This is a genomic window from Succinimonas amylolytica DSM 2873, assembly GCF_000378405.1.
GTDB classification, from domain to species: Bacteria; Pseudomonadota; Gammaproteobacteria; order Enterobacterales; family Succinivibrionaceae; genus Succinimonas; species Succinimonas amylolytica.
In genome coordinates this window covers 1730929-1757395 of the sequence record NZ_KB899636.1, presented here as the reverse complement: position 1 = coordinate 1757395, position 26467 = coordinate 1730929, and the positions used below count along the sequence as shown (strand labels likewise).

The window sequence follows — 26467 nt, the reverse complement described above, 5'->3', positions numbered from 1 at the left end:
AAAGCTCCAACCAGTCCCAAATGCCCCATGGTTAAAGGTTTAAGCTGCTCTCTCGTAATAACGGCCATGACATCCCCCAAAATTGGCAATAATCGCCGTATTCTAGGGAAATAAAATCGCCTGCCACAAGCGAGATAATATTAAAGCGATCCTTGTATCACATTTTAAAAATAAATATTTTATATATGTATTTTTTGTGACAAACCCCTATATTAATCGACGTCACAACATGCTAGTCTCAAAAAGGAATTTGAAATTCCTCCAGCCCATTATAAAAAGTGGTAATTAAGCAATCTCAACTGCGAAATGTAAGATAAAATTACTCATCACCTCCATTATCGTCAGTTTCTTTTTAGTCGGATGCGAAGGAACTGGAACTTCCGTCCTAGATAATGACGATTCTTCATCCGATGCTACAACATCAAAAGCAGATAAGCCTGCGGAAGATCCGGAAAACCCGGCGGAACACTCAGACCCTACAGATACCCCTGCAAAACCGGCAGATTCCGAAGATCCGGAAAAAACAGCTGAGTCCGACAATTCTTCTGCAGACCCTGCTAAACCGGAAACTCCAAAAACTCCGTCAAAACCGATCGTTGTGCCGGCAGATCCGAATAAACCTGTTAAGCCTTCGAATCCTTCAGATAACAAGACTCCGGAAGATTCTAGCAAAGATAACAGTTCCGGAGATTCAAACAAAGATAACAACTCCGGTGATTCGAACAAAGATAACAACTCCGGTGATTCGAACAAAGATAATAATTCCGGTGATTCGAACAAAGATAACAACTCCGGTGATTCGAACAAAGATAACAACTCCGGTGATTCGAACAAAGATAACAACTCCGGAGATTCAAACAAAGATAACAATTCCGGTGATTCGAACAAAGATAACAATTCCGGTGATTCAAACAAAGATAATAATTCCGAAAATTCGAACGACGATAACAATCCCGGAGATTCGAACGACGATAATAATTCCGAAGATTCGAACGACGATAATAATTCCGAAGATTCGAACGACGACAATAATTCCGAAGATTCAAACGACGATAACAATTCCGAAGAACTGGATGATACTATAACAACAGGTGTTCTCAAGGTTAAGGTTATCGATGGCTATATAAGAGGCGTTCCGGTATGCGTTGTAGATGATACAGAGTCTACACTGCCATGCGATGATAGATTCAGCCCTTCAGAAGATACCGCTGAGTACACAACCGGTGATAACGGTGATATCGAGATTAACCTGGATAAAGATCGAATTGATATTCTTAAAGAAAAGGGATTTGTAAAATTCAAGGCAACCGTTCCGAAGGGAACTACTGATAATATTTTTGGTTACGGAACTTTGACAGACCGTGATTTTATGCTTGTCGGAACAAAATATTTTGACGAGGATACCTTCAATTCTCAAATCGCCGATGATGCGCCGGCATTTGTAGTATCTCCTTTCACCACCATAGCTGAAATAGTTCTGAGGAATAAGGAATCCAGCGCGGAAATCTACAAAGCAACAGTCGATACCATTACCGCATCTCTCGGAATCGACAATACTGTTATGACAGATATTACCGCAACTGACTACGGTACTCCTGAACTGTGCGGCGATGATGAGAAAGAAGCCCAGTGCATAAAGGCGCTTATTGCCGGCGAGACCCTGGTAAGAACCGGTTATATCCCGCAGCCTGAGGATACCGAAAAACTGGATATGACAATTGACGCAGCAACTATTGCTGAGGAACTTGAAACCAGAGTTAAACCGATGGTGAATTATATTACCGAAATGGATGAAATCACTCCGGATAATATCGCAGCATATCTGGCAGCACAGAGATACCAGTATGAGGCACTGAGTGCAGGCATTGCCGATGACTGGCGCTGTGCTGTAAACAGGCTCAGTGAGGCAGTGTGCTGGGGCAACAACGCCTGGAACAACCTGGGGGATCCTGCCTTCACTGAAGAAAAGAAGAGCACCGGAACCTACTCTGGTGGTAATAATGATAATTTGATGTACCTGGTAGGCAACTACTCCGCAACACCGCGCAATGTTAAAATCAGAAACCCGCAGGTAACTGATGAAACTGCTGACGATTATTACGTAAATCTAACCGGAGTGTCAAAGGTAGTGACCGGAAACGGACATGCCTGTGCAATAACTCACTACGGCGAAGTATACTGCTGGGGCAGTAATTCCAGCAGTCAGCTCGGACTCGGCAGTGCGGAGTACAAAACTGAAAACATGAACATAGGTTATGCCAGCAAGGTTGTAACCGGTGAACAGGGTGCTAGCTCCGGACATCTCAGTCTTGTGGTAGATCTGTCTCTCGGAGTGGATCACAGCTGTGCACTGACCTTCGCAGGAGATATCTACTGCTGGGGTGACAATACTGCCCAGGAGCTTGGTGATGCGTTCGAAAGCCAGACTGTAAGACCGATTTTTACTGTAAATGACTGCAACGGTGATATTACAGATAAAATAAAGATTGTTACAGATCCTGTCAGGGTACCTGCCGGTGACGTAAAGTTCAGGAGCATTACCAAATCTGGTTTCTGGGCACACTGCGCTCTGTCAACAGAGGAAACAACAGATGAAGAAGGGCATAATCTATGGTGCTGGGGTAATGACGTGGGTGGTTTGGTTACAAGTCACAACAGAAAACTGTATGGGGCAGATGTAAAGAATTACTTTGATAACAACTATCAAATTCCTACATCTGTTGATACATGTTATACCCCTGGTAACAACTCGCAAACGATTAGTTCTGGTGTTTGGTATTATTATGATACAGATTACATAGGCAGAAAATGGCCGATGTTTGGACAGAAAATTACCAACGTTCAGAATGTCCTTGATGGAAAATCATTCTATGTACGTGACGGAGAACAAGATACTCATGTGGATGAGTTCATTGAGGATAAACATTATGAACTTCTTGGTTACATAGATGATGATGGTGAGGAACATCAGTTCTCACAAAACTCGGAGATTATTAACAAGGGAATCGAAATCAAACATGTGGCGGCAATAGATATCATAGGTTATACAGCCATCACTGGTTATCGTTCTGATTCTGACAGTTCTTTTTACTATGTTACAACCGATTCTAACAATAAATTATTTTTAGTTGAAACTGACAATAGTAATAATCGTAGCGAATATAATAGGATACTTAGTGGTGCGAAAGAAATATGGATAGTGCCATCTGATGGCAAAAAGATCACCGATATTGTGGCTAATCAGAATGGCTATGTTTTTGTACTCACCGACGAAAACAAAATGTATGGTTTTTCTAGCACATCAGACAATCTATCATACGGACTGATTGGGAACAATTCTGAAATAGTGTTTGATGGTGTGTCACCTTCAATCAATGCTGTTTCTGTAAATCAGAGATCTGCCTGTGCCCTTGTTTCTGACACAGCAGCAAACGATTCAAACACTCTCTGGTGCTGGGGTTCCAATACTTTTGGGCAGACCGGTTTGGGTGAATATCAAACTCTGTTCTCATTTGGGGAAGCTCAGGAAGCATGGTCTAATCCATGGTATACTCGTTATAATCATCATATTTATAGTAGTGGTTATTTGGGAGGCGGTTACAATGAATTTTTTGATAAGCCTGATTCCTATGATAATACTCCGAAGAAAGTTCAATGGTCGGACTGATTAGCTGATTTTCGTTAACACATTTCTCTTTATACAGGCGGATCTTCGGATCCGCCTTTTTGTGCCAATAAGTCTGTTAGGGCACGCTGGTTGCATGTTATCAGGTCCGATTACCTACCCCGGTTTCAAAAAGAGATTCTCTGTGGAAAAATCCTATAACAGTCCCGTCAGACAATCAGAAAGAAGCTTAGCACAGACACGCTATCCTGATCACCGATCCCGAACACTCGCCGACAGGAATAGCGAACACTCCGTATTTCGAAAAATACCTATCGTCAAATCAGGTACTTTTGGAGCTGTGAACAGTAAAAAGGTTACGGCTACAGGCTACTCAGTACCGGCAGGCTCCTCCAGGGGAATATCCTTTCTGCCGGTAAAGAGTTCATGATAATGCCCCGGGGCCACCGTATCCTCTCCGGATCCAAAAAACTGCGGGCGGTAGAAAAGCACCTTGTAGGGAAAAATTTCATGAGAGGCATGCCGTTCATAGCGATCCATGAGAGCCCGGGCCATTTCATTATCCCGGGGAGCCCCGCAGCCGTTTTCATAGAGAGATGACAGCACCCTTTCAGCCGGATAGAACTGTTTTTCAACGGCACGTGATGACCAGGTAAAGGCGTCATGACAGCTCTTGGGAATGTTGTGTCCCTCAGCGTAGCTCTTGCCCAGAAGATACATGGAAACCGCTGACCCCATCTCCGCACCTTTTCTGAGCCAGTCTATAGCCTCTAAAACCTGGCCCTGTCCAAATTTTTCCTGACCGCCGAGATAAATCCTGGCAATCCCGGCTGCAGCATCGGCTTCCCCGTTTTCAAAAGCCCGGATAAAGATAGCAATATTCCGTTCGTTCTTCACCGGATCAGAGGTTCCCTCCACTCTGACATTGCGAATGGCCTGATTAAGAATGGCAGCCTTGTCGCCGGCTTTAATCGCCTTCTCGAAATAATAATCAGAAAGGCGCAAATCCCGTTCTGTTCCGATACCTTCGCCGTACATCACGCCGATAGCATTGTCGGCACCGGGAATTCCGGCCTCACTGCTGATTTTAAAAAGCCGGAGAGCCTCTTTCGGATCAAAGAACGGCGCATTAGAAACCAGCTTAAGCCACCCCAGGGCATAGGCCGCATTAGGATCCCCCATCTCCACAGCCCTGACATACCACTTAACAGAATCCTTCAGGGAATTAATGACCCCGGTGCCGCTGAGATAGCAGTAGCCAACAAAGCTTACCGCCGGAGAAAAACCCTTTTCCGCGGCTCTCATGGCCCAGGAGTACGACACCAGAAAATCCTGCTTGATATCCCCGTCGCCCACCATGTAGAGAAGAGCCAGATAGTACTGCGCCTCCGGAACGCCGTTCAAAGCCGCCAGATGCAGAAGCCGTACGGCTTCATCATGCTTTTCACTGACATTATTAAGGTAATACAGAGCCAGTTCGGTTTCTGCCTGGGGATCATGGTTTCTGATCGCCAGGCCGTAAGCGGTTATTCCCCTGAAATAGCGGTTTCTGTCCGGAGTGTCCTTAAGGTAGAGAGCCCCGATCTTCCGCAGGGCCTCCCGATCCATATCATGAAGTCCCCGGGTGCACAAATCCGCCGGAAGGCCGTCCTGAATACAGTCATCCCTGGAAAAAAGACCGTAGAGCATATCCTGCGACAGAGCCCAGGCTCCGGAGGACGCCAGTAAGGCCGTAAACAATATCGCCCGCGAAAATCTGGTCATCTTGCTAGCACGCCATCCCGATAAACAATAAAAAACCCTGAATCATGTTCACAATTATACCTGTTCGGAAAGTAGCACTGCGGTAAATATCTTCGGAAAACTTCAAATGACGTTACGCGCGTAACACCTTATGAAAAATAAGCGCTGTATAAAGTGACCTGCATGGCTTTTTACAGGACACCGCTGTCAAAAACACTCCTCTTTCCGGGAAATTTTGTTCTTGATAATTTCAGGAATTACCATAAACTAACAGACAGGCTTATTTCCGTTACGTATTTCCTCATGTTCCGCTATGGATACACTTAACTACTCCATTCTGATTATCGGTCTTTTGCTGTCAGTAAGCATATTTGCGAGCCGTATCTCCTCGATTATGGGACTTCCGGTGCTCCTGCTCTTCCTGGGAATAGGCATGCTCTGCGGTTCGGAAGGAATCATTCTTAAAATCGCCTTCAACAACTACGATCTGTCCTTCATGATCGCCAACATAGCACTGGCGGTTATTCTGTTTTCCGGAGGCTGTCAGACCTCTCTCAGCACCTTCAGGAACGTTGCTGTCCAGTCCGTGGTGCTATCCACTGTCGGAGTGCTGATAACCTCGGCCATCGTCGGCGGCGCCGCATACTATCTGTTCAAGCTGCCCTTCTATCAGTGCATGCTGGTGGGCGCCATTGTCGGATCCACCGACGCCGGTGCCGTGTTCAGCCTCCTGGGCAACAACGGGGTTACCCTGAAAAACAAGGTTGAATCCCCCCTGCAGATCGAATCGGCCACTAACGACCCGATGGCCATCTTTCTCACCATGACGCTGATCAGCCTGATCCGTGCCGAAAATACCGGCACCGCCGTATCAATACTTGACGCTGTCGTTTTCTTTGTAAAGCAGTTTGCCTTCGGTACCGGCTTCGGCATCATCTTCGGGCTCCTGGCACGCTACCTTATCAGCATTATCAGCATTCCCACCGGACTCTACACTCTTCTGGTAATCGGCATTGCCTTTACGGGCTTCGCCATTACTGCCAGCCTGGACGGGTCGGGCTTTCTGGCGATTTTCATTATCGGCATGTGCATCGGCAACCGCAAAAACCGTCAGGTAAACTATATTCTCCCGGTACTGGACGGACTGACCTGGCTTTCCCAGATCGGCCTCTTTCTCATTCTGGGACTTCTGGTAACCCCCAGCAGTCTCATGCCCTATATGGGAACAGGGATTATCATCGCCCTGGTGCTGACCTTTATCGCCCGTCCGGTAGCGGTATTTCTGTGCCTGAAACCTTTTTTTACCTACAGCACTGCAGATCTGGCCTTCATTTCCTGGGTGGGGCTCCGGGGATCGGTGCCGATTGTTCTGGCCATCTACCCTATCATGTTCAGCGTTCCCTACGGCGAAATGTATTTCAACGTGGCGTTTGTAATCGTAATCTTCTCGCTTCTGGTGCAGGGAGCCTCGATTCTGCCCATGGCGAAGGTGTTTCGGGTCTACGCCCCCAGTACTCTGGCACCGATCAGCAAGGGCGATATCGGCATTTCCATTGACGATGACTACCAGATCTTCAGCTACGAAATCCTGCACAACAAATTTCAGGACATTCCTCTCCGGGATATCAAGTTCCCCAGCAAAACCCAGGTAGCGGCGGTATTCAAAAAGGGACAGATGGTGAAGCCCAGCGGCAGCACCACCCTCAGAAAGGGGGATGTGGTCTCCATTATCGGCCACAACGAGGATGAGGAATTTCTGAACTTTATCTTCAACGGCAATGCCGACGTCCGGAAGACCCCGCATTTCTATCACGGGGACATCATCCTGGACGGCAAGCTGAAGATGACCGAGGTTTCCCGGGACTACAGCCTGATTATCACCACTCTTGAAAAGCCGCTGACCCTGAATGAATTTCTTTCCTATCAGCTCGGAGGCTTCCCGGCAGTGGGTGATCGGCTTACAATTATCGATATCAGACTTTACGTAAAGGAAACCCAGGAAGACAAAATCACCAAAATCGGATACGAAAAGCTGGATTCCATCTGAGTTTGCATACCGGTAAATGGAGATACAGATCCCGTAATATGCGTACATTTGGCAAATTTAAGGTAAAATGCAGCAGTCCTGAATATTTTTGTGCTGCATGCATTCAGTGAATTAAATTAAACATGAGAAGATCATCCCCGGAGAGATATGCATAGCCGCCTGGAAAGAGCGTCATAACAGCACCGATTAACTGCAGAGTAATTTAAATCCATGACCAAAATCAAGAATACACACCGCATCAGACATCTTTACGGAAAATCAGCTCCCAAGCTACTGGCCATCGGAGTTCTGGCTGCCATTCTGGGAACCGGCGGCTATCTGATATTCGGAGGCGGATCCGACAAGAAGCCTGATGACATTTCAATTGTTGACGAGATCACCACCCCGGAGGATGCTGCGGCAGCACTATATAACAGCATTCTTTCCGAAAACTACCTTCATAATGTCAGGCTGGTGGCTAAACTCCGCAATCTTGATTTTGAGAAGCGCAATGAGCTGCCGTCCTCTGCCATGACGGAGGATGACCGCAATCATCCGGTCAATATCACTCCGTATCTTTCAGAGGTTGCGGTTCAGGAAGTGGACAAACGCATCAGAAGCTATGAAGAGCACCTCATTAACCGGCAGACCACCTCCAACTACAAGTTCTACGTGGACAGCCTGGCCAGCATATTCACGTTCTACCACTCTCTGGAACCGGATATTTCTGACATGGAACGCACCATTACTGCCTACCAGGCCTTCGACAAGAACATTGACTACACCATCAATGACATCCGCTCCCTCTATGGTACCATCAATGCTCTCCGGGTCTGCCGTTTTCTTATCGGAGAAGGCAACTACAGCCGCATCTCCCCCTTCGATATGAGAGACTTCATCACCCATGAGGTTAACAGCCTGATACAGAAGCTGCCGCTGGATCCTGAAGAAAAAGTGCGGGATATCAGCGAATACAACTCCGAGGATTTCGCTGTCCTGACACCGGAAAAGCTCCAGGAGGTACAGAAGCTCAATCTGTCACTGCCTTCTGTAATCAACTACATCTCCCTCATCGATGGCATCAAGCCGGATCAGCGAACCAGAAACTACAACTCTATCAGGGAAAACTACAGCAAAACCCTGTCCCGGAGTCAGAGTTATCTCGACCGGGCCCGGGTCTTCTACGAATGCCGGCTGAACACCTCGACTCCCTTCACTGTTTCCGGAAAAAGCACCGGCAAGGTTTTCCGGGATGTGGCCCGTTCCGGAAAACTGCAGCTGAATGCCGTGGAACTTAAGCTTACCACCCCGATAGCCGCCTGTGAGGATCTCGGCACTATTTACGTTCTGGTACCGGAAATGAAGGACTATGAGGAGCTTCTCAAACGCGGCATCAACAAAATGGGCGACAGTGACCGGGCCATGTTCAAGACGGATCTGAATCTCCTTGCCGGCCTCTATTCCGGACAGAAGGAGATTCCTCTTTCCATCAACGCCTCCGAGGTAGCCGCCGTGGAAAATCCTCTGGAACAGAATCCCCGGCAGGGACGTTTTGTGGGCACCTCCGAAAGCGGTCCTCTCTTCAACGTCAACCTGAAGTCCATGAAGCTTCTGGAGACTCTGGACATCAGTCCGGAATCAATGCAGATGTTCCATCATAACGGCCAGATGGCAGACACCGCCAGAAAGTCCCGTCATATGCTGTACCTGGTGCAGGAATTCATGCGGGCCGAGGATGCCATGTCCAGTCTGGATTTCGACCGTCTCAATCAGGATCCGTTCCACTATCTTTATGAGCGCAGCCGCGGAATCTACGCCGACAACCTGGAACAGCAGGAAAAGGATCTGAAAGCAGCTTCGGTAAATGTGGCTGACACCGTTCTGGCGGCCAATACCGAGGATACGGATATCACTGATACCGGCAGCACCCATACCCTGGTGGAAAGCGAGGTGACTATTACAGAACCGGCCGCACCGGATACCGCTCCTGCCGGAAACGAGGCAGGAACGGAAAGCACCGCTCTGGCTTCCCGGGAAACGGATTCCGGCAGTCAGAACCCCCCGGCAGGAACAGTTGAAACCCCGGTCTCGGAATCCGGCATCGTGGCAGTGCTGTCAGAAGAAAACCAGCCTGAGGAAGTCAAGCCGGAAAAGCCTCTTCTGACACCCCGGGAACTTCGTGACGTGAAGCCGGACGTGCTCAGACAGGAAATTGCCAGAAACAATCAGGATGCCGTTTACGAGCTGGCAATCCGCAACATTAACGGCATCAAGGGCGTGAAAAAGAACCTGCGCGAAGGCCAGGCACTGCTGGATCAGTCCGCTGCTGGCGGCAACCGCGATGCCGCCTATATGCTTGGCTCTATCTACCTTCATAAGCCCCGCGTTTCCGCCGAAGATACCGCAAAGGGAATTGAACTGATTATCAAGGCCGCCGATCTGGGACATGCCGACGCTCAGAACGATGCAGGACATTTCTATTATGAAGGAAAGCATCTGCCCCAGGACTATCAGAAGGCTCTGGAATACCTCACCCGGGCTTCAGAGCATGAGAACAAGGAGGCAGATTACCTTCTGGCACTGATGTACCGGGAGGGGCATGGCGTTACCAGAAGCCTGGAAAAGGAAATCGCCTTCCTCTCCAGAGCCGCCAAAGGCCGTTATGGCATTCCGAAGGCATCCTTCGATCTTGCCGAAATCTACACCGGCGATCTGAATCCTTCCATAAAGGATGAGAAAAAGGCCCAGGAATACTATATCGATGCCGCCAGAAAAAATGTAAAGGAAGCCTTCCGTCCTGCCGGTATTGCCCTCCTGAAGCAGAATCCCTCCAGCTTTGAGGGGGCAAAGTACCTGAACAGTACGCCTCTCAAAAACGACCGGGAGGCTGAGAATCTGCTCATGAACTACTATATTAAAACCAACGATACCAGAGAGCTGCTCAAGTACATTGCCAAAGCTCCCCGGGAGGTTCAGGAAAAGCATCCCCTGGAGATGGGCATTATGTATGACCAGGGCATAAACGTTAAAAAGGATTATGCCGAGGCTGAAAAATACTACCGCATTGCCATAAAGGAAGGTCAGAGTGCTGCCTTCTGCAGGCTGGGAGACATGTTCCTGGAAGGCCGCGGCGTAAACAAGGACATGCGGGCCGCAGTCGGACAGTACACGCAGGGATCCATGAAGGATGAGGTTTCGTGCATGAACCGGCTGGCCTACATCAAGCTTACCGAACCCCGCTACACCAATGCCAGCGAGGCTTACGCCCTTCTGGATCGGGTGGTGCGTACCGAGAAGGGGAACAAAAAGGCCGTGCAGTATCTCGGAGCCATGAAGATCTACGGCGAGGGAACTCCCAAGGACGAAGCGGAAGGCATAAGACTCCTGAAAAACTCCGGTCTCAAGCCGGCCCTGTTCCTGAGCAGCATGATTTCCGGAGATACCAAGGTTCTGAAAAACTGTGCCGATCCGGTTCAGGCCGGTATCTACGGCATGAAGACCTGGGACAAAAACTGGCTGGCCGCCGCCTCCATAAAGGATCCGCTGTTCATTAAATACTACCTGGATGCCGGCGGAACTCTGGATCTGAAAGCTCTTGAAGCCGCTGCCGCAAAGGTATGCGCTCCGGCAACGCTCCTCTACCCTGCCGGAAAGGGATCGTCAGACGAGAAATCGGAAAAGGCCGAGGATCAGTTCAACACTGCCATGAAATACTACAGCCTGAAAAACTATGACCAGGCCCGCACCTTTATGGAAAAGGCGGCCGCTCAGGGCCATCTCAAGGCTATCACCAATCTCGGCATTTTCCAGCTGTTCGGCATCGGAACCGGAAAGAATGGCGCCCAGGCGTTTTCGACACTGATGAAGGCTGCCAGCAAGAAGGATGTCAAAGCCGCCATGCTGAGCTCCGCCATCAGAATGTACGGCATAGAGGGCGGCCCCCGGGATCCGGGAAAATCCATTGCCTTCCTGACCGATATGGCGGATCAGGGAAACCGTATCGCCGCGGAGCATCTGGTGGCTCTCTATACCATGGGACTGGGAGTCGGAAAGCATGATGGACTGGCATTCCTCAACTTTCTGAAGCTGGGACGCTAGCGCTATGCCGATGATCATTACCGTTGCCATTGTCAGCTGTAACGGCGGTCAGAAATTCAGTGACTGCCTCCACTGTCTGACCTCGCAGCGGGTGATCAGCGCCGATCGGATTCGCATTTATGATCTGGGTTCTCAGGACGGTACTGTGCAGACAGCCCAGACCTACGGCTGCAAGGTAATCCCCCTTGCCAAAAGAGCGTTTGCGAATGAAACTGCCCTGATGCGGCATATTATCTACGACAATCTGGATTCCGACATTCTAATTTCCCTGGCCCAGGATGTGGAAATAGATCCCTCCGGAATCTGCGAGCTTTTCAGATTTTTTCTGAAATACCCGGATCTGGCAGTTGTAACCGGACGGCAGGTCTCCACCCAGAGCCGGCATCATCTTACCCGCTATACCCATAATTTTCTGTTTCCGTTTACCAGAAAAGATATCCCCGCCTGGCATCTCCAGCGAGTATTCAGCAGCTTTGCCATGGTGGCCTGGCGCACCCGCTACCTGGCAATTCCGGGGGTAGTTCCCGGAGCAAATGTCTATGCCTTTGCGGATATCTACATCGCGGCCCGTCTGGCCTCAAAGGGCTACCGCACGCTCTATAACCCCATGGCCATCTGTCTTACCGGAAACACCATCACCGCCCGGAGTGTGTTCCGCACCGGATACCATCTCGCCTGGTTTCTGAAACACCAGTCCTGGCTCAGACACCGCTGGAATCTCAGAACCCAGGACATCAGAATATTTTTCAAAGGGTTTTCCGACTATCTGTCCAGCTATTCTTCAATTCCCTTTATGTTCCTGTTCGCCTGGATCCTTTATTTAAGCACCCTGACAGCCATTCTCCTCTGCAACGTCAGATACTACATTTCAGAAAGGCCGAAAAGAAGATCCGGCAAGGGATTTATCAGAAGACTGTTCGGAAGCAGAAAAGGAGCGGAATAATCTCCATGAACCGAGACCGGCATCCGGGTTCCCTGGATGCGCCTTGTTGCCGGTGTCCCGTTTTCAGGAAAATGCTTGTCCTGATACTGTACTAAATTGACGGCAGAATTTACAATACAAGGCAATTGAGTATTTATTCAGGATCTGTTTCCGGATCATCCTAAATTACTAAGGATTTTTATATGCGTCTCTGGAAAATCGCCGTACCGCTGGCAACCATACTGGCTTTTGGAGCGGTAATCGGCTTCATTATGTTTAAAAATAAAATGACCCAGGAATATCTGGCCAACATGAAGCCGCCGGTAAATCCGGTTTCTGTCATGAAGGTTGCCAAAGCTCCCTGGCAGGAAACCATCAGTGCCATCGGCTTTATCGAACCGAATCAGGGCATTGATGTCTCGTCAGAGGTTTCCGGAAGCATTACCGGGCTGTACTTCGAGTCCGGTGATACTGTCCAGCAGGGACAGATTCTGGTTCAGGTAAATGATTCCGTGGAAAGAGCCAATTATGAGGCCTCCCGGGCCAAGGCGGAAGCGGCTCAGAAAAAATTCGTCCGCTACTCTGCTCTGATCAACAAGGGCAACGTCTCTCAGCAGGATCTGGACAATGCAAAGGCCGACTACGAAGCAGCCATGGCTGATTCTCACTCCATCAAGGCCATGATTGACAAGCTGCAGATCCGGGCACCGTTTACCGGAAAACTCGGTATCCGCAATGTTTATGTGGGACAGTATGTGCAGCCGGGAGCCAAAATCGCCCATCTGGAAGACAACTCCATGGTAAAGGTGCGTTTTGCAGTATCGCAGAATGATGTCGACAAAATCAAACTGGGAGAAAAGGTGGTTCTTACCGTGGACACCTTCCCCGGTGAGGTTTTTGAGGGTGAAATTTCTGCCATTGAAGTTGTCATGAACTACGAATCCGGAGTGCTGCAGGTTCAGGGAACCATTCCCAATCCCCAGTCCAAGCTTGTGACCGGCATGTACGCCAACGTCATGGTACAGCTCCCCTCCGAAACAGAACAGATCGCCATTCCTAAAAATGCCGTGGCCTTCAACCTGTATGGCACCTCCGTATACCGGGTGAAAACCGGACAGGACGGGCAGCTGATTTCCGAACTGGTTAATGTCACCACCGGAAATGAAAACGGCGAAAAAATCGTCATCACCTCCGGACTCAATCCCGGAGACGAAATTGTCACCGAAGGTCAGGTAAGGCTCTCCAACGGCAGCTTTATCAAGGTCACCAACCAGTACGGACTGGATCGTCCGGCTCAGGTTCCGGAGCTCTGAACAGCATGTTTACAGATATCTTCATTAAAAGGCCGGTGCTGGCAGTCTGCATCAGCCTCCTGATTACTCTGCTCGGACTCCAGGCCCTGAAAAACATGGCGGTCAGACAGTACCCTGACATGACCAACACCGTTATTACTGTAACCACCAGCTATTACGGTGCCGGAGCCGATCTTATCCAGGGCTTTATCACCGCTCCTATCGAGCAGGCGGTGGCCCAGGCCGACAACATCGACTACATGACCTCCAGCTCCAAGATGGGCACATCAACCATTACCGTCAACATGAAGCTGAACACGGATCCTAACGGAGCACTGGCGGATATTCTTTCTCGCGTGAACTCGGTGAAGTCCCAGCTGCCGGCCGATGCTCTGGATCCCTCCATCACCCTGTCCACCGGATCTACCACTTCAGTGCTCTATATCTCGTTTTCCAGCAAGGAAATGGTGGGACCGCAGATCACGGACTATCTTAACCGCGTGGTAATTCCGCAGCTGTTTACCGTAAACGGCGTGGCCAAGGTAACCCTTTACGGCGGCAATGACTATGCTCTGAGAATCTGGCTGGATCCTCTCAAGCTGGCGGCACACGGCATGACGGCCGCCGAAGTGGTCGGTATTCTCCAGGCTAACAATTTCCAGACATCATCAGGACAGATCAACAACCTCTTCACCCTGATGAACACCAATACCAACACCCAGGTATCCAATGCCGAGGAGCTTTCCGAGCTGATTATCTCCTCGAAGAACGGCACGGTGGTCAGGCTCAGGGATGTGGCAAAGGTATCCATGGCTGCCAACCACGACACTTTCCGTTCCATTGCCAACGGCCAGAAAGGCGTAGTTGCCGCTATTGACGCCACTCCTACCGCCAACCCGCTGGATATCGCCGCGGATGTGAAGAAAATGATGCCCTCCCTGGAAAAGGGACTGCCGCCGTCAATGAAGATGGACATTATCTATGACAGTACCATTTCCATTGAGGAATCCATTCACGAGGTTATACACACCATAGTGGAAGCCGCCGCCATCGTGCTGGTGGTCATTACTCTGTTTATGGGATCCTTCCGGGCCGTGGTGATTCCGATCATCACTATTCCGCTCTCCATGATCGGCGTAATCATGCTGATGAGCGTCTGCGGCTTCTCCATTAACCTCATGACCCTTCTGGCCATGGTGCTGGCCATCGGTCTGGTGGTGGACGACGCCATCGTAGTGGTGGAAAATGTTGACCGCCATATCAAAAACGGTCTTAATCCGTTCCGGGCAGCCATTATCGGAACCCGGGAAATCGCCATTCCGGTAATATCCATGACCATCACCCTGGGAGCAGTTTATTCCCCGATTGCCCTGATGGGCGGCATCACCGGATCCCTGTTCACGGAATTCGCCCTGACTCTGGCAGGTTCAGTGCTGATATCCGGCATTATCGCCCTTACCCTGTCCCCGATGATGTGCTCCAAAATGCTGAAGGCCGAAGAAAAGCCCGGCATATTTGAAAGCGTGGTAAACCGGGTACTGGACGGACTTACCGGTATTTACACCAAAATGCTGAGTGCCGTGCTGACTACAAGAACCCCGATTGTCATTACCGCCCTGGTAATTATGGCAACTCTCCCCTATCTGTTTATGAATACCGCCTCCGAGCTGGCTCCTTATGAGGATACCGGAGCATTCATGATGATGGGCAAGGCGCCTAGCAACGCCAACCTGGACTATCTGGAGGACGGCATCAAGAAGCTGACCGCAGAAGCCGCCAAGGATCCTGCAGTCTCCAGCACCCTGGGCATGATTGGTGTTCCGGCTTCCAACCAGGGCATGGCTATTCTGGTTCTTAAGGAGTTCGCCCAGCGCGACAAGCAGGCCGATGTGGTTACCCGGGTATCCCCCAATCTCACCCAGAATCCCAATATCAACGCCACCGTGTTCCAGATGCCCCCGCTGCCGGGAAGCTCCAGCGGTCTTCCGCTGCAGTTTGTAATCATGACTCCGAATTCCTTCGAGGAGCTTTTTGATGTGGCTGAGAATGTCATGGACAAAGCCCGGAAGAGCGGACTTTTTATCTACTCCGACAGCGATCTGAGCTATGACTCCCCCACTCTCTACATCGATGTGGATCGTAAAAAGGCCGGCGCCTACGGAATCACCATGAGCGATATCGGACAGACGCTCTCCACCATGATTGCCGACGGCTATGTCAACCGCGTGTCCATTGACGGCCGTTCCTATGAGGTTATTCCCCAGACTGAACGTATTGACCGCATGAACCCGGATTCTCTTAACAAGTACTTCGTCAGAAATCCTGAAGGGAAAATGATCTCTCTGAGATCTCTTTTGAATGTCAAGGTTAAGACTGAGCCGGCCACCCTGTCCAAGATGTCGCAGCAGAATGCTGCCACCCTGAGCTTTGCGCTGAATCCGGGAGTCTCCATGGGTGATGCCGTCAGCTTCTTTGAAACAGAGGTGGTACCCTCCCTGCCTGCCGGATATACCCATGACTACAAGGGTGAATCCCGGCAGTTTACCACTGAGGGCAGTTCACTGGCTTCCACCTTCCTCCTGGCAGTATTCATCATCTTCCTGGTACTGGCCTGTCAGTTTGAAAGCTGGAAGGATCCCTGCGTAATCCTGATTGCCGTGCCTCTGGCTATTTCCGGAGCCCTGCTCTTCCTGGCGGTTGGCATGGCTACCCTGAATATCTACACCGAGGTGGGACTCATTACGCTGGTGGGACTGATATCCAAGCACGGCATTCTGATCTGCGAGGTAAGCCGCGAGGAGCAGCTTAAGAACGGTCTTTCCAAGATCGAAGCTGTGAAGAAGGCTGCCTCTGTAAGACTGCGGCCGATTCTGATGACCACCGCCGCCATGGTGGCCGGTCTGGTTCCCCTTCTTACCGCCAGCGGGGCCGGTGCGGAAAGCCGTTTCTCCATCGGACTTGTAATTGTAGCCGGACTTTCCATCGGTACCATGTTCACCCTCTTTGTGCTGCCGGTGATCTACTCCTTCGTAGGACAGGATCACAAGCCGCTTCCGGAATTCATCGAGGATGAGCCCCGGCAGAGTGCAGTGCCGAACCAGGCCTGAGAAGCCTGCCGTACCGTAATGACACTATGAGAAGTGCCGGAATTCTGAATTCTTCAGAGTTCCGGTATTTTTTGGTCAGGAGAAGTATCTCGAGAAATGATTCAGGCTGTATGGCCATAGCCACCAGGAGCTTCTGATCTTCAGGAAGCAAAAGGCATCATTAGAAGACCGGATCCAGCTCTTTTTCATCAGAATAATCTTGCTAAAGCCAGCTCGCAGTCCAAAGATCTGTCAGTTATTTTTGCAGGAAGACTTCCTAAAACACCCTGCCGGTTTCGGGAAGGTCCTGGATAGAAAAGCAGAAAACGCTGCAGTACCTGTAGAATTCGGGAAAGCCCGGAATGCAGCCGGGAAGGATCCCGGAAATAAGCTCCCCGTGAATATGATAAGACTGCACTGAAACCCGCTAGCTATTGCCAAGATACCAGTCTACAGTCTTTACAATTCCGGTATCAAAGTTTTCATCAGCCTGCCAGCCCAGTTCAGAGGAAATCTTGTCAGCATTTATGGCATACCTCAAATCATGTCCTGCCCGATCCGGAACAAAGGTTATGAGTTCCTCATACTTATGACCGTTAGCGCGGGGCTTCCTTTCGTCAAGAATGGCACAGATGGTCTTAACAATGGTGATATTATTCCTTTCGTTATGACCGCCAATGTTGTAGGTTTCACCAGAAACCCCGTTATGGAAAATCAGGTCTATAGCCTTGCAGTGATCAAGAACATACAGCCAGTCTCTGACATTCACGCCCTTTCCGTAAACAGGCAGCGGCTTTTCGGCAAGAGCATGGGAAATTATCAGCGGGATCAGCTTCTCACGGTGCTGCCGGGGACCGTAGTTATTGGAACAATTGGAGGTTGTCACATTCATGCCGTAGGTATGATGGTAGGCTCGCACCAGAAAATCTGATCCGGCCTTGCTGGCAGAATAGGGACTGTTGGGAGCATAGGGCGTGGTTTCGTAAAAATAGCCTCCCGCGGCTTCCAAAGTGCCGAACACTTCGTCCGTGGAGATGTGATGGAATCTCGCAGCGCTGTAGCCCTCCCGGAATTTATAAGGTCCCTCCATCCAGTGCTTCCTGGCCACATCCAGGAGATTCAGAGTTCCCATTACATTGGTTTCGACAAAAATCCGCGGCCCCTTTATGGAATTGTCAACATGGCTTTCCGCTGCAAAATGGATAACACCCCGAATGTCATATTTACTAAACAGCCCGGTAAGGAGCGCTTCATCGCAGATATCCCCTTTTACAAAAAGATAATTGTCTCTGCCTTCACATTCCCTGACATTCTCCAGATTTCCGGCATAGGTCAGCTTGTCGAGGTTGATAACAAAATAATCCGGGTATTTACGGCAGAAGTAGGTAACAAAATTTGAACCGATAAAACCGGCACCTCCGGTTACTAAAATTGACTTAGGCACTTCTTTAAACTCTCTTTCCAGTAGGGAATGTCGATCCTGAAAACTTTTTTAATAAGATTCTTGTCCAGAACACTGTAATGCGGCCGGTGAGCCCTGACAGGATACTCGGAGGACGGTACCGGATTTACCTTGCAGTCATACCCGGACAGGGACATGATTTCATATGAGAAATCATACCAGGAACACACCCCTTCATTGGTATAGTGATAGATACCGGCATTTTCCTCACTAACCTCAGGCAGAATCCGGACAATGGCGTCTGCCAGATCCCCGGCAAATGTCGGGGTGCCGATCTGATCGTTCACCACGTTGACGGCCTCCCTGGTACTGCCCAGCATTCTCATGGTTTTTACAAAGTTATTCCCGTGACTTGAATAAAGCCAGGCAGTACGGATAATCACCGCCCTGGGGTTATTCTCCAGAACCAGTTTTTCTCCTGCCAGCTTTGTTCTTCCATAGGCGGAGAGCGGACAGGGGGGAGCGTCCGGAGTGTAGGGAACACTGCTATTGCCGTCAAAAACGTAATCTGTGGAGATATGTATGAGCCGGCACCCGGTTTTTGCAAGATTGCCGGGCCCCGCCGCATTTATCCTGTAGGCCAGTTCCTCCTCATCCTCCGCTCTGTCAACTGCCGTATATGCAGCACAATTGACTATGGCCGCAATCTGATTATCACGGACAAAGGAACCTACCGCGGCGGCATCCGTAATATCAAGCTCATTAACATCAGCATAAACCGCCTCCGGAAGAAGCTTTCTGAGCTCTGTTCCCAGCTGCCCCCGGCTTCCGGTCACCAGTATTCTATCGTTCATCGGGAATATCCTTCAGTCTGGCGGCAAGACGATCCTTCCCGGAAGTTATGATTCTGTCCTCAGGAATTTTCCAGTCAACTCCGATATCAGGATCATTATAGGCAATGCCGAATTCCGCTTCCCTGCAGTAGAAATTATCAACCTTATATGCGAAAACAGCCTCAGTGCTCAGTACAGAAAAGCCGTGCAGAAAATGCCTGGGGATATAAAGCTGTCTCTGATTATCGCCGGAAAGCTCTACCGCCACATGCTTTCCGAAGGTCGGAGAGCCCTTTCTGATATCCACCGCCACATCGAGCACCCTGCCGCTGAGAACCCGTACCAGCTTTGCCTGGGAATGCTCTCCCAGCTGACAGTGCAGCCCGCGGACCACCCCGTAACAGGATTTTGACTGGTTATCCTGCACAAAGCGGCAGGAAATGCCGTTGGCAGTAAAAACCTTCTCGTTATAGCTCTCAAAAAAATATCCCCGGGAATCCTGAAATACAGAGGGTTCTACAATTAAAACACCTTCAATTGAGGTTTTGAGAAAATTCATCTTCGGACAACACCGCAAACCTGAAAATGCAAAAAACTGTCATAAGAGAAATTGATCGCTGGCCACAGCCTGTAAATGCCTGCCATAAACCGACTTGCCGTACATTCTGGCACATTCCAGAAGCATTTCTCTGTCAATCCAGCCATTATTGTATGCAATTTCCTCCAGCACCGCTATTGAAATGCCGGCCATGCTCTGCACGGATTTAACAAAGGTCTGCGCCGCATAGAGACTGTCCACGGTTCCGGTATCAAACCAGGCAAAACCGCGCCCCAGAGGAATCACCGACAGCTGATTCTTCTGAAGATATATCCTGTTAAGGTCAGTAATCTCCAGCTCGCCTCTCTGGGACGGCTTAAGACTTCTGGCATACTCGCATACCCGGCTGTCATAAAAATAGAGTCCGGTAACCGCATAATTGCTTTTGGGATTCCGGGGCTTTTCCTCAATGGAAAGGACACTCTTGTCTCTGCCGAATTCAATAACCCCGAAACGTCCGGGATCGTCAACATGATAGCCGAATACCATAGCACCGCTGGTAAGCTTCCCGGCCTCTTCGAGATAGCGGGACAAACCGGCACCGTAAAAAATATTGTCGCCCAGCACCAGAGCACAGCTGTCTCCTCTGATAAAGCTCTCACCAATAATAAAGGCCTGGGCCAGCCCGTCCGGTGAAGGCTGTTCGGCATAGGACAGACGGAGACCATACCGCGAACCGTCTCCCAGAAGATTTCGGAAATTCGGAAGGTCCTTAGGTGTGGAAATGAGCAGAATGTCCCGAATGCCAGCCAGCATCAGTACGGACAGGGGATAAAAAATCATGGGCTTGTCGTACACCGGAAGAAGCTGCTTGCTGGTAACCAGCGTCAGAGGATAGAGACGTGTGCCGGAACCTCCGGCTAGAATTATACCTTTCATAAAAGCTCTCTTTACTGCAATGGTGCCCGATAACAGGTCCCGGCTTCTAAAACCATCTTCCGGCGGATACATCTCATCCTGTCACCAGGAAAACTGCAGACCAGGAAGCTCCCTCGTTACACCGCCATTCCGCTGCCCGCAGAAATATCCCGTCCGGGGAGATTCCGCTGTCAGTCATATCCGCTGCTGTTCAGGCTCTGCCAGATTCATAAGCAGCCAGAAAAAAGATCACTGTGATACTACTGCCAATATAATTCATCATTGACTGCCATGTCTTCCGGCTCCCCCGAAAAACCGGAACCGTATCCCAATATCGGGCAATTATTCTTTCTATTTCCAGAAAGAGCCTTAAGATAGTTTCCGGCGGGGTTTCGGCCACTGGCCGGAGAATTTTGATTCTTAAGACTAGATTTTTTAAACTCCCGGGCAACCGGAGTTTTTTCCTGATCGCGCAGGCGATTGCATGTGGAATTATCTGTACGTTTCGTACATAAACTCCGCCGCTTCACCCAATTTCGGCCTTTCCCGCATGTTCTCCGCCCTTGCTCTTCTCCGCCCTTGCTCTTCTCCCCTGCTGAAGTGATTTCCCTTGCCAGTCTTCTGCTACTGATTACATTTAATCGCCAACTCAAAAAATCGAGGCCTCTAGCATAATAGCATCACCGTCAGAACCGAAATATTGCCCCCGGAAATGTTTTTGCTACCATCACAGAAATCTCTCTTATTACCAGAAAACTCTTCAGGAGTCCTCCCATGAACACCACTGCCTCCCCATCCTATATGAAAGCTCCGGACCCCGGCACAGCTGTATCTTCAGATGAAGCCCCGGAAAATACAGCAGCATTCAGCATGAACTGTCTGTTTTCTGAAGAAAACCTCCTGAAAATCATCTACAGCAAAATAATCGGCAAAAACAAAAACGTCCTGGGGCTTGATTCTGTATCCTCGCAGGCCTTTATCAGCAGACTGCGGGACGAAATTGACATCATCAGAAGAAAAACTGCTGCCGGAACCTACAGCTTCACCCGCTACCGTCTTCAGCTGATCTCCAAGGGACCGGACAAAACACCCCGGAAGATCTGCATACCTACAGTGAGAGACCGGGTAGTCATCGCCCTCCTGTCAGAATATCTGAAACACGCCTTTCCGGAAGAAACCCGGCCACTCATGCCGAATCTGGTAATAAAACGCTTTCTCAGCAAGAGAAGCGCCCATACCAGATTTTTCAAGCTGGACATCACCACTTTTTTCGGAACCATTGATCATCATCTCCTGTTCCGGAAGCTCCGGGAGAAAATTCATGACCAGATGGTTCTGGATCTTTTTCAGAAGCTCGTAATCACGGATTCCTACGATCCGGAATCAAAAAAGACTGACAAATCCCGCTCCGAAAGGCAATACGGAATACCGGAAGGTCTTTCCTGCTCCGGTCTTCTGGCAGAAATTTATCTTGCGGACCTGGACAGGAAATACTCCGGATATCCGGGAATCACCTTTTTCCGCTATGTGGATGACATTCTGGTACTCTGTGAACCTGACAGCTTCCAGACGGTAAAAAACGCCATAGATCAGGATATGGCGGATCTTAAGCTCCGGATAAACCATGAAAAGGATGAGGACGGCGAACTTGCCGGACATCTCCAGTACCTGGGCTACGTGTTCGACGGCCCGCGGATTACTGTAAGAAAATCCTCTGTTCTCAAACATGAGGAAGCTCTTGAAAAAATGTTCCGTAAATACTCGGAGCTTCTTAAGAATCCGCAAATCTCAGTCATAGAAAAATGCACTCTCCTGTTTGAGTTCAAAGCCAAGATTTCACTGCTCTGTTCCGGTGTAAAAGTGGACGAAAAACAGCTGGGATGGCTTTCATACTACAGAAAGATCAATGATACCAGGCTTCTTCATCATCTGGACTGGCTGGTAGAACACTTCTTCGCACGCTTCAATACTGAAAAATTCCCCGTCAAAAGGCATGTCCGGGCCTATTACGAGTTCAGCAGGAACATCAGGAAATCTACTTACATTTACAAAATTGACAGCATGAGGGTTCACTCTTTCAGCCTTACTGACAATATCGCAAAAATGCACCAGAGCTTTGACAGGGCCCTTACGGAAATTAATGACGGTCAGAACCGGGAGGCTGTGGTATCCTTCATCCTCAGCCATCCCGGAAAATTTCCCGGGCTGCTTCAGGACTTCTATAACAGTTCCGCAGAAAGCACCGGCGAGAACCGGAAAACCTCCACAGATCCCGATACTGCTGATACCGCAAAGGAAGACGCTACTCCTGCGGATCCGGATTCCGCCATCATCCCTGAGAAAGGCTCCGGCACTCCGGAACCGGCCATGGATTCCACAGGTTCCGCTGCCACTGATGAGGGGGACCATCCCGCCCCGGCAAACAGTGCCGTATCTTCAGATTCTGCGGATACCGGGACTAGAACCGGACATGACGGCAATACGGCGGATGACACCGGCAGCACCGCGGATGATGCCGAAAATACTGTCCAAACGTCTCTAGACACCCCCGAAATTCAGAAAATTCTCAAAAAATTCGAAAAAGGCGGGGAAATCACCCCCCGGGATTACCTCCTTCTCAGCAAAGGAACTGACATTGATCTGATTGTAAGAGAACTGGCCGGCGAAGATTCTGAAGTATCTCAAAAGCAGATCGATGCCATAGCCAGCAGTCTGGTCATCGGAGAAATGATCGAAGATCCCATAATCAGGGAGGATTTGGAAGAATCAGGCTACTACTGACAAAAAGCTCCGGCACCGCGCCGGAGCTTATGACCAAAGACGGCGGTATTCCATAAGAGAGCGCCGTCTTCTTCCTTTCAGTCGAGAGTTACCCTGAAGCATTCCTCAAAATTGCGGGACACCGTGTTACACAGGGTTTCGTAGGTCACTTCCTTTAATTCCGCCACTGTCTTTGCGGTATAGGAGACAAAAGCCGGCTCGTTTGGCTTCCCGCGCTTCGGAACCGGGGCAAGATAGGGACTGTCAGTTTCCACCAGAAGACGATCCAGAGGAACATAACGGCAGACCTCCCTGACGTTTTCTCCCTTGTTGAAGGTAACAATACCGGAAATCGAAATAAAAAGCCCCATATCCAGGGATTTCCTGGCCACATCAACAGTATCGCAGTAGCAATGCATCACCCCGCCCGCATCCTGGAAGTTCACCCCTTTCAGAATGTCAAGACATCTGGCGGCAGATCCTCTGGCATGAATAATGAGGGGCTTATGCATCCTTTCGGCAATCACTGCCTGCCGGGCAAAGCTCTCCTCCTGAATACTCCGGGTTTCCGGGGTGCAGACAAAATCCAGTCCGGTTTCTCCTACCGCCACAATTTTGTCCCGGGAAAGAAATTCCTCGAGAACCGCATCCTCCCAGTCTTTGTTATCCGGAGTGATATTCTCGGGATGCATGGCGGCAGCCCCCCAGACATGAGGTAAATCCCTGATCATGTCATACATGCGGGGAAAGCTCTCAAAATCCACCCCCGGACACAGCAAATGGGTAACCCCGGACTCACGAGCTCTTTTAAGAACCTCTTCCGGTCCCTGAAAAAGATTCTCATAATCCAGACTGTCAAGATGACAATGCGAGTCGACTAAAAACATCTGCCCTCCCTGTTCCGGCTGCAAGTCCTGTTAAAACCGGGGGTATTTTACACCACGGAGGATTTTTTGCGACAGGAATAACAATCTGCTGCCGGAATGACTCCTCATTAAAGCACTGCTAACCGGGCAGATCCGTAATAAATCCCGGCAGCACTCCTGAAATCCCGGTTTTACGGTCGCCAGAGGCGGCTGACCGCAACCCCCGGTAAAAATGCTATAATGGAGTCGCAACAGCAGTCTTTAAAGGAGACATCATCATGGCAGAGCAAACTCTTTTTACCAGAATCATTAATCACGAAATCCCCGCGGATATCAAATATCAGGATGAGGATGTGACCGTCTTTGCAGACATTAATCCCCGTGCCAAAGTGCATCTTCTTGTTGTTCCCACCAGGGCCATCGCCTCAATTAACGATCTTGCCGATGATGATGCCCTGCTGATCGGCAAGCTGGTTCTCACCGCCAAAAAAATGGCCGAAAAAATGGGAATTGCCGCTGACGGCTACCGCCTGATTTTCAACGTCGGCGAACACGGCGGCCAGGCTGTGCCGCACATTCATCTGCACCTTATCGGCGGAGAGCCTCTCGGTATCGGCGGTTTCCTGACAAAGGCAGAATCCAGATGAAACTAAGTCAGGCTATCATATCCGTTATTGCAGCCGGAACCGTAGCAACCATGCTTTCCGGCTGCAATCTGATGGACGTTTTCAGTAGCAATGACAGCGGGAAGAAAGCCAATTCTCCGGAGGTCTATTCCCATCACGACAGAAGGCAACAGAACCGTAAAAGACAGGAGAATCCGGACAAGCCGCAGAAACCGAAGCCTGCGGCCCCGAGAGCAGAATCGCCTTCAAATGTCAGGGAAGCCCCGCCAGAACCGCATATTGTCAGCAGTAACAGAAATACTGAAATATCATCTGCCGGACAGCGGGATCTTTCCGCCAGAACAACGGAACTCCGGGATCCTGTTTACGAAAAGCCGGTGGCCAGCTGTGCCGATAACGCTCCGGCCATCCAGAATGCCGTGCGCAGTCTGGCCCGGATGGCCATAAATGCCTATCAGCCAAAGCAGCCGAACCTGACGCTGGTCAACGGGTTCTCAGCCGGAAAGGGAATCTGCTACAAAGGTACGTCCCTCACAGCAATACTTAAGGATGAGCTTTCATCATCCGGGCGCTATAACATCATGAATTCCCAGCTCGAAAAGAAGATGCGCGCGCAGCAGGGACAGGCCTCTAATGCTTTTCTTGTCAGACTTGCCAAAGCTCAGAATGTTGACTACATTATTTCGGGACAAACCATGATTCAGCGGGAAAAGCCGGTGGCCATCCTCCGGATCATGTCACTTGCCACCGGTTCCGTAGTCTGGCAGCGTTCCGTTCCTATCGAATGATGACAGTTCGGGGGCTGTGTTCCCCGTATTCAAGACAAGGAACAGAAAATTCCGAATGCTCCGAACAGCCGGAGCATTTTGTTTTTGAGAAGGAGCAAGGTAGAACATATTGACGCTGTTTTGATATGGAGAAGCTCCTCCAATCTGCTTAGATGCTACTATTGATTCTCCTTGCTGTAGTTTTCAGGAGATCTTATTCGCAGTCCTGGGCTCATTCCCGAAATTCCCGTTTCAGACTTCTGTCCGGCTCGTGTTATCCCCCTCCCGGTAAAATGTCATGCTTTACCGTAGGCATCATTTCGTTTCTCGGCTGCCCAGAGAACGCCTTTACGGGAGAGCTTACTCCGAATAGCCTTCATCTGTGCGACATTTGCCCTATTATGGCGGAGATTTTTCGGAAAATAAACATCCCGGTTTTCGGAAAGTCCGGAACGAGCACTTTAATAACGGAGCTTAAAAGAGATCACAAAAGAAGTCCTTGTAAGACCGTTATTAAGCAGAGTATTTTCTCGGTTGCATTACTATGTCAGGGATCTAAAATGACTATAGCGGTAAGTTGGAACAGGGACGTTCCCCGGCGATCTTCATGGAAGAAAGAGGCGCCACCGCAGAAACCGGCGACTGAGGTTGCGGTTTCGCCTTGGAACAGATGTTCCGGTGTCATCGGGGGTTCAAAACGAATCCCCGTCCTTTTTTTGTCTGCTTGATAACAGCGGGAAAGCCTCCAAATCCGAGTCTGACATCCTCGGGCATTATTTCGCTAACAGTTCCTGCCCATAACTCTTGTAAACATTAAAACCGACCATACATTCAGAACAAAAACAGCAGATGCAGCGGAAAAATATCTATGAATACAGTGCTGTCATCATTAGCAGAAAAAGCCTGCGAAAATACTGTCAGCTCAGGTTTTCCAGCATTGCTTCAAATTCCTGAGCAGTTACGCA

The 26467-nt window shown here is 49.8% G+C and carries 15 protein-coding genes; 9 read left to right on the top strand and 6 right to left on the bottom strand.

Going from position 1 to position 26467, the window contains the following annotated elements; all coding sequences use genetic code 11:
- Positions 1 to 598 precede the first annotated feature (598 nt).
- Positions 599 to 3667, top strand: coding sequence for an RCC1 domain-containing protein (locus F557_RS0107810; protein ID WP_019001683.1), 3069 nt, complete (start codon positions 599 to 601; stop codon positions 3665 to 3667).
- Positions 3668 to 3994: 327 nt separating this feature from the next.
- Here the strand turns inward: F557_RS0107810 and F557_RS0107805 are convergent, their stop codons facing one another.
- Positions 3995 to 5389 carry a tetratricopeptide repeat protein gene (locus tag F557_RS0107805; RefSeq protein ID WP_019001682.1) on the bottom strand — a complete coding sequence of 465 codons (1395 nt, stop codon included), beginning with the start codon at positions 5387 to 5389 and terminating at the stop codon, positions 3995 to 3997.
- Positions 5390 to 5681: 292 nt separating this feature from the next.
- On the opposite strand from F557_RS0107805, the gene F557_RS0107800 reads away from it, so the two are divergent.
- The 5 genes from F557_RS0107800 (at position 5682) to F557_RS0107780 (ending at position 16813) form a co-directional block, all read left to right on the top strand.
- Complete coding sequence (locus tag F557_RS0107800; RefSeq protein WP_019001681.1) at positions 5682 to 7415, top strand: potassium/proton antiporter; 1734 nt, start codon at positions 5682 to 5684, stop codon at positions 7413 to 7415.
- Between the two features lie 210 nt (positions 7416 to 7625).
- On the top strand, positions 7626 to 11492 hold the full coding sequence (locus F557_RS0107795) for an SEL1-like repeat protein (RefSeq protein WP_019001680.1): 3867 nt from the start codon (positions 7626 to 7628) through the stop codon (positions 11490 to 11492).
- A 4-nt stretch (positions 11493 to 11496) separates the two neighbouring features.
- Positions 11497 to 12435 (top strand): glycosyltransferase, encoded by a 939-nt coding sequence (locus F557_RS0107790; protein ID WP_019001679.1) that lies wholly within the window; start codon positions 11497 to 11499, stop codon positions 12433 to 12435.
- 182 nt (positions 12436 to 12617) lie between these two features.
- Entirely contained in the window at positions 12618 to 13727 is a 1110-nt protein-coding gene (locus F557_RS0107785; protein ID WP_019001678.1) for an efflux RND transporter periplasmic adaptor subunit, read from the top strand.
- Positions 13728 to 13732: 5 nt separating this feature from the next.
- Positions 13733 to 16813: a multidrug efflux RND transporter permease subunit gene (locus F557_RS0107780; protein WP_019001677.1), complete on the top strand. Its 3081-nt coding sequence runs from the start codon at positions 13733 to 13735 to the stop codon at positions 16811 to 16813.
- Positions 16814 to 17219: 406 nt separating this feature from the next.
- On the opposite strand, the gene rfbB is transcribed toward F557_RS0107780, so the two are convergent.
- Genes rfbB through rfbA form a run of 4 tightly spaced genes read right to left on the bottom strand, consistent with a single transcriptional unit; the run spans position 17220 to position 20504 of the window.
- Positions 17220 to 18236, bottom strand: coding sequence for a dTDP-glucose 4,6-dehydratase (rfbB, locus tag F557_RS0107770; RefSeq protein ID WP_019001675.1), 1017 nt, complete (start codon positions 18234 to 18236; stop codon positions 17220 to 17222).
- Positions 18218 to 19048, bottom strand: coding sequence for a dTDP-4-dehydrorhamnose reductase (gene rfbD, locus F557_RS0107765; protein WP_019001674.1), 831 nt, complete (start codon positions 19046 to 19048; stop codon positions 18218 to 18220). The genes rfbB and rfbD overlap by 19 nt, the downstream gene beginning before the upstream one ends.
- Positions 19038 to 19586 (bottom strand): dTDP-4-dehydrorhamnose 3,5-epimerase, encoded by a 549-nt coding sequence (gene rfbC, locus F557_RS0107760; protein ID WP_019001673.1) that lies wholly within the window; start codon positions 19584 to 19586, stop codon positions 19038 to 19040. Before rfbC ends, rfbD begins: the two co-directional genes overlap by 11 nt.
- Positions 19587 to 19625: 39 nt before the next feature.
- Positions 19626 to 20504, bottom strand: a complete 879-nt coding sequence (rfbA, locus tag F557_RS0107755) for a glucose-1-phosphate thymidylyltransferase RfbA (protein WP_026297814.1) — start codon at positions 20502 to 20504, stop codon at positions 19626 to 19628.
- A gap of 753 nt (positions 20505 to 21257) precedes the next feature.
- Here rfbA and F557_RS0107730 point away from each other — a divergent pair.
- On the top strand, positions 21258 to 23264 hold the full coding sequence (locus F557_RS0107730; protein WP_019001667.1) for a reverse transcriptase domain-containing protein: 2007 nt from the start codon (positions 21258 to 21260) through the stop codon (positions 23262 to 23264).
- A 77-nt stretch (positions 23265 to 23341) separates the two neighbouring features.
- Here the strand turns inward: F557_RS0107730 and F557_RS0107725 are convergent, their stop codons facing one another.
- Positions 23342 to 24130, bottom strand: a complete 789-nt coding sequence (locus F557_RS0107725) for a TatD family hydrolase (RefSeq protein WP_019001666.1) — start codon at positions 24128 to 24130, stop codon at positions 23342 to 23344.
- Between the two features lie 257 nt (positions 24131 to 24387).
- Here F557_RS0107725 and F557_RS0107720 point away from each other — a divergent pair, with 257 nt between their 5' ends.
- Positions 24388 to 24756, top strand: coding sequence for a histidine triad nucleotide-binding protein (locus tag F557_RS0107720; RefSeq protein ID WP_019001665.1), 369 nt, complete (start codon positions 24388 to 24390; stop codon positions 24754 to 24756).
- Entirely contained in the window at positions 24753 to 25523 is a 771-nt protein-coding gene (locus tag F557_RS0107715; protein ID WP_019001664.1) for a hypothetical protein, read from the top strand. The genes F557_RS0107720 and F557_RS0107715 overlap by 4 nt, the downstream gene beginning before the upstream one ends.
- Positions 25524 to 26467 lie beyond the last annotated feature (944 nt).

Excerpts from the sequence above, each read along its gene's own strand:
- F557_RS0107805 (WP_019001682.1), bottom strand. The coding sequence starts at position 5,389 with ATGACCAGATTTTCGCGGGCGATATTGTTTACGGCCTTACTGGCGTCC.
- F557_RS0107800 (WP_019001681.1), top strand. The coding sequence starts at position 5,682 with ATGGATACACTTAACTACTCCATTCTGATTATCGGTCTTTTGCTGTCA.
- F557_RS0107795 (WP_019001680.1), top strand. The coding sequence starts at position 7,626 with ATGACCAAAATCAAGAATACACACCGCATCAGACATCTTTACGGAAAA.
- F557_RS0107790 (WP_019001679.1), top strand. The coding sequence starts at position 11,497 with ATGCCGATGATCATTACCGTTGCCATTGTCAGCTGTAACGGCGGTCAG.
- F557_RS0107785 (WP_019001678.1), top strand. The coding sequence starts at position 12,618 with ATGCGTCTCTGGAAAATCGCCGTACCGCTGGCAACCATACTGGCTTTT.
- F557_RS0107780 (WP_019001677.1), top strand. The coding sequence starts at position 13,733 with ATGTTTACAGATATCTTCATTAAAAGGCCGGTGCTGGCAGTCTGCATC.
- rfbD (WP_019001674.1), bottom strand. The coding sequence starts at position 19,048 with ATGAACGATAGAATACTGGTGACCGGAAGCCGGGGGCAGCTGGGAACA.
- rfbC (WP_019001673.1), bottom strand. The coding sequence starts at position 19,586 with ATGAATTTTCTCAAAACCTCAATTGAAGGTGTTTTAATTGTAGAACCC.
- rfbA (WP_026297814.1), bottom strand. The coding sequence starts at position 20,504 with ATGAAAGGTATAATTCTAGCCGGAGGTTCCGGCACACGTCTCTATCCT.
- F557_RS0107730 (WP_019001667.1), top strand. The coding sequence starts at position 21,258 with ATGAACACCACTGCCTCCCCATCCTATATGAAAGCTCCGGACCCCGGC.
- F557_RS0107725 (WP_019001666.1), bottom strand. The coding sequence starts at position 24,130 with ATGTTTTTAGTCGACTCGCATTGTCATCTTGACAGTCTGGATTATGAG.
- F557_RS0107720 (WP_019001665.1), top strand. The coding sequence starts at position 24,388 with ATGGCAGAGCAAACTCTTTTTACCAGAATCATTAATCACGAAATCCCC.
- F557_RS0107715 (WP_019001664.1), top strand. The coding sequence starts at position 24,753 with ATGAAACTAAGTCAGGCTATCATATCCGTTATTGCAGCCGGAACCGTA.